Genomic DNA, 737 nt, shown 5'->3' with positions numbered 1-737 from the left:
GTATGTAAAGAAAAGTTAACCTATTTAGCTTTGTTAAATTTAGTACGTTCTGTCCGGTGTTTTCCTTTTTTACCTCTGGTTTCAATACCATCCATAACTGCATATGCTAGTTCTAATTCATCCTCAAACATTTTTCCAGAAATTTCATCTCGTTTAAGATGTTGCCATTCTAATTCAATTGGATTCATTTCCGAGCAATATTTAGGAAGGAAAAACATATATAAACCTTGACTTTCCCACTTTGTCCATAATGCCTGAACTTCTCGACAACGATGTATTGGTCCATTATCTTGAACTATGACTCTCATTCGTTTATTTTCAGATGCTTCTTGCGCCTCTTGTTCCATCATTTTGATGTAAGAACTGCGCTTAACTCCTCCAATTACTAGACCATAAATAAAGCTAATTAATGGCTGAAATAACCCAATAATGCTGATTCTGCGCCCACGTCTTTGTGTTTGTTCAAGCTTTTTTTGTTCTCCTTTTTGATAGTATGTATAACCTGAATCACTCCAAGCTGAAAATCCTGATTCATCCAAATATTTTAGGTCTATTTCTCCACTAGCCGCAGCCAGTTCTAACATATCCATATCTGCTTGTTTATTTGCACGAGTCACTGGATCTTGTTTTGCTTGATGACTTATTCTTATTCGCTTCCATATCACCCCTTTTTTTTTAGTCCCCGTCTGATTGTGTTGGTACTTACTTGTATCCCACGCTCTTTATTCAGTTTTTCT

1 protein-coding gene is annotated in these 737 nt (G+C 36.0%); it reads right to left on the bottom strand.

Annotated features, from left to right (window positions below):
* Positions 1–20 precede the first annotated feature (20 nt).
* Positions 21–617, bottom strand: coding sequence for an IS630 family transposase (locus FJR05_RS25210; RefSeq protein ID WP_371416943.1), 597 nt, complete (start codon positions 615–617; stop codon positions 21–23).
* Positions 618–737 lie beyond the last annotated feature (120 nt).

The organism is Dolichospermum sp. UHCC 0259, assembly GCF_009711935.1.
Classification (GTDB): domain Bacteria; phylum Cyanobacteriota; class Cyanobacteriia; order Cyanobacteriales; family Nostocaceae; genus Dolichospermum.
The sequence above is the reverse complement of the archived record's forward strand: the minus strand, read 5'-3'. Positions and strand labels throughout refer to the sequence as shown.